Raw genomic sequence first — 5,964 nt, 5'->3', positions numbered from 1 at the left:
AGCATCTGATTTAAGGTTTTTTTCATATGTCGGTTTATATTTTCGGCACTTATTTCAAATTTATTTTAATTCCTAGAACACAAAAGTAAATTGAAAGGAAACAGGTTCATTTTAGTGACCCCTTCAAATAATTTCTCAAAATCCTTCCAACTAAGCATTTTGTAATTGTAATTTCTTAAGAACTGGGTTAATTGATTGGGATAAAAAAGTAAACAATTGCCACTTTAATTTAATTTTGTCATGCAATCGCAAAATTAAGGCTTATTTATTTTAATCAGTATAAGATTTAAAATGATTGCCTTGATAATTTTAAGCACAATAGAACTAGAAAATGGATTATAAAGACTACGATTTTGGCTTGGTAGGTCTAGGAGTAATGGGTCGGAATTTTATATTGAATGTGGCTGATAATAATTTTAAGGCTTTTGGCTATGATTTAGATAGCGAAAAAGTAGAGGCTTTAAAGACAGAAGGCGGAAATCTTAATAAAGTCAGCGCATCTACAGATATCAATATTTTTGTTCAGGCATTAAACACGCCAAGAAAAATCATGCTTTTAGTTCCAGCAGGAAAAATTGTAGATCAAGCGATTGAAAGTCTCATCCCCCACTTGGAAAAAGGAGATATTATAATTGATGGAGGAAATTCATTTTTTACAGATACTGATAGAAGAGAAGCTTATTTAAAAGAGAAAGGAATTCACTTCTTCGGTTCAGGAGTTTCTGGTGGAGCGGAAGGTGCCAGAAAAGGGCCTAGCATTATGCCTGGAGGTGATAAAGAAGCCTATGCCCATGTAAAGCCTATTTTCGAAGCAGTTTCTGCCAAATATAAAGGCGAACCATGTGTGGCTTACCTGGGTCCAAAATCGGCAGGTAATTATGTGAAAATGGTGCATAATGGGATAGAATATGCCATGATGCAACTGACTTCGGAGATCTATGATTTACTTAAAAAATCTTGTGGATTAAGTAATGAAGAATTGCACAAAGTTTACTCCAAATGGAATGAGGGACGTCTACAGTCATTTTTAGTCGAAATAACAGCTGAGATTTTTACTCAAAAGGATGAGTTAACTTCTGCTGAACTGGTGGATATGATCTTAGATAAAGCCAAGCAAAAAGGAACCGGTAAATGGACTTCTCAAAATGCAATGGATTTAGGTATTCCAGTTCCTACCATAGATATGGCGGTCAGTATGCGTGAGATTTCTGCTTTAAAGGAAGAGCGAGTACTTGCTGACGAATTATATTCTCGTCCAGAAGTAGCTCACATTTCAAAAGAGGAATTAATCACTCAGGCAGAACAAGCCTTATATTTTGCTTTTATTATTGCCTATGCTCAAGGATTGCATCAGCTGATGTACGCATCTAAAGATTACGGCTATGATTTAGACATGTCAACGATTGCGAAGATCTGGAGAGCTGGATGTATCATTCGAGCTGGATTATTGGCTGATATTGCTGAGGCTTATACGGCTGATAACTCTGTTCCCAACTTACTGCTTTCACCTTCATTTGTACCGAAAGTTCAGAATACTTTACCCGCAGTTCGCGAAGTAGTTGCTTTCGCTGCGAAAAACGGAATTCCTGTTCCTGGCCTTTCTTCAGCTTTGAGTTACTTCGATGCCTATACATCTGGTAGGCTTCCTCTTAATTTAATCCAAGCGCAACGGGATCATTTCGGATCTCATACCTATGAGCGAATTGATCGAGAGGGGATTTTTCATACAGAATGGGGGAAATAGGAGTTGGCTGTGGACAGTCAAAGTATGCTGTGCTCAGTCTCAGTAATCAGTAACATAAAAGCTCGGTAAGATATTGGCGAGTTTTTGTGTATAGAGAAAGTCAGAAACATTGGTTGAAGTCAAAAACACCTCTAACTAAATTTTTCTAAAAATCTATAGGATAAAGATGTAAGAAAGACCAGAGTTAACCAACCTTAAGTCGAAGCTCGCCTTGTCTTTTGACCACTTTCAGTTCAAAATGTTGGTTGATAAAAGCTTTACAATGATTCTCTGCCCACTCTGCTCGAGTTTCAGTATCATAGAGCAAAGTCATTCGAAGCATAGTTTTCACATATTGCTCATAAATTCCCAGCTCCTGAACATGAGAAATTAAGGCCTCAGACCAATCTTCTTTGAATTTGTCAAGATGTGTTCGGCCATCAAAAAGCATTTCTAACTGATTATCCCCGTGCTTGTACCGATAAATTCCACAAAGCTGCCTATAGATCATTCGAACTCTTTCACGGGGAAAGTCAAAGGTATCCAGAATCTGAATAAAAGTTTGGTCTAAAAGCCTCAGTGGATTGTATAAAAAAGTATAAGAGCGTTTTAACTCAAAAACCATTCTATCAATCATTGCTTCTTCCAGCTCTGATTGAGCTTGGCGGAGGATGTAATTTTTATCAAGTGGAAAAAGTTTTTGAATCATCTTTATACTGTTGCTGCGCAAAAATAAGAAATTATCTTTTTAGGATGATTTTAAATAACTTTTTATAAAATTTTATTTCTCTTTAAAATCGAAGGGTTAGGGCTTCTTACCAATCTGCGTTGCCTTTAGGCTGATATGCAGCAAGTTTATCCAATATCTCAACGGGATCATCCGAAATAATCAACATTTGTTCTTGCTCTCCATAAAGAAATCCTTGGTCCATGGCATGATTCAAGAAACCAACCAATTTGTCATAATATCCATTGACGTTATAAAGGGCAAGTGGTTTTTGAATGTAATGCAGCTGATTTAAAGTCATGATTTCGAAAAGCTCTTCCAAAGTACCAATCCCTCCCGGCATAGCAATAAAACCGTCTCCTTGCTCCGCCATTAGCCATTTCCTGTCGCGCATGGTCTCCACAATCACCAAATCAGTGCAGCCATTGTGGGCTACTTCCCGGTCTACCAATTTTTGAGGGATGATCCCTATCACCTCTTTTCCAGCTTGGAGCATTTCATCAGCAATGACTCCCATGAGCCCGACTCTTCCAGCACCGTAAACCAGAGAATAGTCTCTTTTGATCATTTCCAAGGCCAAAGCCCTTACGGCAGATTCATAAATGGGACTTTCACCTTTCCTAGATCCGCAATAAACAGTGATTTTTTTCATCTAATCGAATAAAATGATAATTCCGAAAATTAAGGTTTTCAACTATTAATTCGCAAAATGAAAGAGGTTTTCAAAATTCTCGGTATGAAATCACGAAGAATAATGAATGAAATTCTCTTCGGATATTCTATTTTTGATTTATGAAGATTTGCTTTGCAACCAACAATAAGAACAAAATAAGGGAAGTTAAAGCTGCTCTTGGAAAAGAGATTGAGATTTTATCTCTGGAAGAAATTGGATGCAAAGAAGAACTCCCCGAAACTGGTGACACGCTAGAACATAATGCTTTCCAAAAAGCGCAATACGTTAAGGAACATTTTAATGTGGAATGTTTTGCAGACGATACCGGTTTGGAGGTAGACGCCTTAGAAGGAGAACCAGGTGTTTATTCTGGCCGATACGCAGGTGAGCCTCGAAGTGATGAAAGGAATATTGATTTACTTCTCAAAAAACTCGAAAACTCATCAATTAGGAAAGCTAGATTTAAAACAGTGATAGCTCTATTGATAGGAGATGATAAATATAAATTTGAAGGTGTAGCTGAGGGAGAAATTCTAAAAGAAAGAACTGGAACAGGAGGCTTTGGTTATGACCCTATTTTTCGACCAACAGGATTTTCAAAGTCATTTGCCGAATTAAGTCTAGAGAAAAAAAATGAAATAAGCCATCGAGGAAAGGCTGTAAGAGCATTGATCGATTTTTTGAACCAAGTATAATTCTGAGAAAGGGTATAAAAAACTCTAACTTTAGCTTATGAAAAAGCCATTCATCGTTGGGATAACGGGAGGTTCTGCCTCAGGAAAAACCCTTTTTTTGGAGAAATTATTAAGCACTTTTGAAAAAGGTGAAGTTTGCTTAATTTCTCAGGATAATTATTATAAACCAAGACATCTTCAGCCAATAGACTCTCAAGGGATTCATAATTTTGATACACCTCATAGCATAGATTTTGAAGAATATGCATCTGATATACGAAAAATTCAGGCCGGTGAATCTGTTCAGAGAGAAGAATATACATTTAATAATGCCTCAAAGACTCCAAAAATTTTGACTTTCCATGCTGCCCCAGTAGTGGTTGTTGAGGGTATTTTTGTGCTTTATTATCCTGAATTAGCTGATTTGCTTGATCTTAAGATTTTTATTGATGCCAAAGACCATATCAAGCTAAAACGTAGAATAATCCGCGATAAAGTAGAGCGAGGATATGATCTGGACGATGTTTTATATCGTTATGAAATGCATGTGATGCCAACATATGAAAAGTATATAAAGCCTTTTAAAAATGAAGCAGATTTGATTGTCCCTAACAATCATAATTTTGATAAAGCTTTGGAAGTCATTAGAAGCTATCTCAGAGCGAGGTCTGGAAAGTGACATTTTCAAAAAAACCAGACTAATTCGGTTGAATTTCAAATATTACCTATATTTGCGCGGCATGAAAGAAAGAAATCGAAATAGCAAATTATTCCAACAGCGCATCACGGTGATGCTGGCTTTGCTATTTTGTTTGTTTATATCAAGTGTTGAATATATTCCTGAGTCTTCAAATATTATTTCGCAAGAACAGCAAGATAATCAGCCAGATCAGGATCAGAACCAAACTTTTTTGAATGGCGCAGTAGATGCGGTCGTTCCATTTGTAGTACATGTTTCGCATACTGTTTTGTATTTGATCTATCAGATCGAGCAGGAAAGCAACCCAGGTTTTCATATTGAGGTTAGTACTTTACCTCATCCTAACCAACTCGTCGAAATCCTCTTTGAACGGATAATCTCGACCAAAGGTCCCTGAAATTAATTCTTGTTACCTCATTCTTCGGTTCCTTATTTCTAGGAACAAATCAAATCTGTATTTATAATTCTAATAATTAATACCTAATCCTTATGCAAAATAAAGGTGTCATTGTGTTATTGACAGTGATTGTTACAGCGCTTTGCCTGTACTATTTGTCATTCACATTTGTTTCAAATAACGTTCAACAAAAGGCAGAAGCTTATGCGACAGATGCTTCCGGTAATGTTGATTTTGCCTTGAGAAGAGCTTATCTCGACTCTGTTTGGAGAGAGCCAGTTTATAATTTTCTAGGCGCTGACTATACTTATCAAGAAGTAAAAGAGACAGAACTGGGTCTTGGTCTGGATCTTCAGGGTGGAATGCACGTAACTTTGGCGGTTTCTCCTGTAGAAATTGTGAAGGGAATCGCGGGTAATCCAAAAGATGTAGCTTTTAACAAGTCAGTAGACGAGGCAAAAGAAGTTGCAAAAATATCAGACGAAAAGTTTGTTGATCTTTTTTATTCAGCTTGGCAAACGAATAGCCCGGATAAAAATCTAAGTTCAATTTTCGCTACTGCAGCGAACAGAGGGAGAATTTCACTTGAAACTTCAGATGCAGAAATTCTTGATATCATTGATACTGAGATAGAAAATGCAATTGATCGTTCTTTCAATATCTTAAGAACACGTATCGATAGATTCGGTACTTCCCAACCAAATATTCAAAGAATTCAAGGTTCAGGCCGAATTCAAATCGAACTTCCTGGAGTAGACAATCAGGAGCGTGTAAGAAACTTATTGCAAGGAGTTGCCAAACTTCAATTCTGGGAAGTTGCAGAAGTGAATGAGTTTGGAGGATCTTTAGAAGCTATCAATACGGCATATCTTGCTGATCAAAAAGCTTCTCCAGCAGCAGCTTCTGATTCTGTTTCTACAGAAAATTTGTCCCCTGAAGATTCTTTAAGAAATGCATTGGAGGCACAATTGGATCAAATCGATCCTATGAATCCTAATGCCGGAACTTCGCCTATTTTCAGTTTGCTTAAGGCAAATTACGGATTGGTTTACGATGTAAGAGATACTGTA

The 5,964-nt window shown here is 37.0% G+C and carries 6 protein-coding genes and 1 pseudogene; 5 read left to right on the top strand and 2 right to left on the bottom strand.

Annotation, left to right across the window (positions count from 1 at the left end; all coding sequences use genetic code 11):
- Positions 1 to 331 precede the first annotated feature (331 nt).
- The gene (gene gndA, locus Q0L68_RS15010; RefSeq protein WP_296704815.1) at positions 332 to 1,744 is read left to right on the top strand and encodes an NADP-dependent phosphogluconate dehydrogenase; all 1,413 of its coding nucleotides are present in this window, start codon (positions 332 to 334) and stop codon (positions 1,742 to 1,744) included.
- A gap of 184 nt (positions 1,745 to 1,928) precedes the next feature.
- Here gndA and Q0L68_RS15005 read toward each other — a convergent pair whose 3' ends face one another.
- Together Q0L68_RS15005 and Q0L68_RS15000 are read right to left on the bottom strand one after the other, a co-directional pair.
- Positions 1,929 to 2,432: a hypothetical protein gene (locus tag Q0L68_RS15005; protein ID WP_296704813.1), complete on the bottom strand. Its 504-nt coding sequence runs from the start codon at positions 2,430 to 2,432 to the stop codon at positions 1,929 to 1,931.
- A gap of 106 nt (positions 2,433 to 2,538) precedes the next feature.
- Entirely contained in the window at positions 2,539 to 3,102 is a 564-nt protein-coding gene (locus Q0L68_RS15000) for a TIGR00730 family Rossman fold protein (RefSeq protein ID WP_296704811.1), read from the bottom strand.
- 140 nt (positions 3,103 to 3,242) lie between these two features.
- On the opposite strand from Q0L68_RS15000, the gene Q0L68_RS14995 reads away from it, so the two are divergent.
- The 4 genes and pseudogenes from Q0L68_RS14995 to Q0L68_RS14980 all read left to right on the top strand — a co-directional run.
- The gene (locus Q0L68_RS14995; RefSeq protein WP_296704809.1) at positions 3,243 to 3,818 is read left to right on the top strand and encodes a non-canonical purine NTP diphosphatase; all 576 of its coding nucleotides are present in this window, start codon (positions 3,243 to 3,245) and stop codon (positions 3,816 to 3,818) included.
- 37 nt (positions 3,819 to 3,855) lie between these two features.
- On the top strand, positions 3,856 to 4,476 hold the full coding sequence (udk, locus tag Q0L68_RS14990; RefSeq protein ID WP_296704806.1) for a uridine kinase: 621 nt from the start codon (positions 3,856 to 3,858) through the stop codon (positions 4,474 to 4,476).
- Positions 4,477 to 4,528: 52 nt separating this feature from the next.
- Entirely contained in the window at positions 4,529 to 4,894 is a 366-nt protein-coding gene (locus Q0L68_RS14985; RefSeq protein ID WP_296704804.1) for a hypothetical protein, read from the top strand.
- 92 nt (positions 4,895 to 4,986) lie between these two features.
- A pseudogene (locus Q0L68_RS14980) lies at positions 4,987 to 5,964 on the top strand (protein translocase subunit SecDF); the annotation flags it as partial.

The sequence above is a fragment of the Algoriphagus sp. genome, from assembly GCF_024642405.1.
Taxonomy (GTDB): Bacteria; Bacteroidota; Bacteroidia; order Cytophagales; family Cyclobacteriaceae; genus Algoriphagus.
The sequence above is the reverse complement of the archived record's forward strand: the minus strand, read 5'-3'. Positions and strand labels throughout refer to the sequence as shown.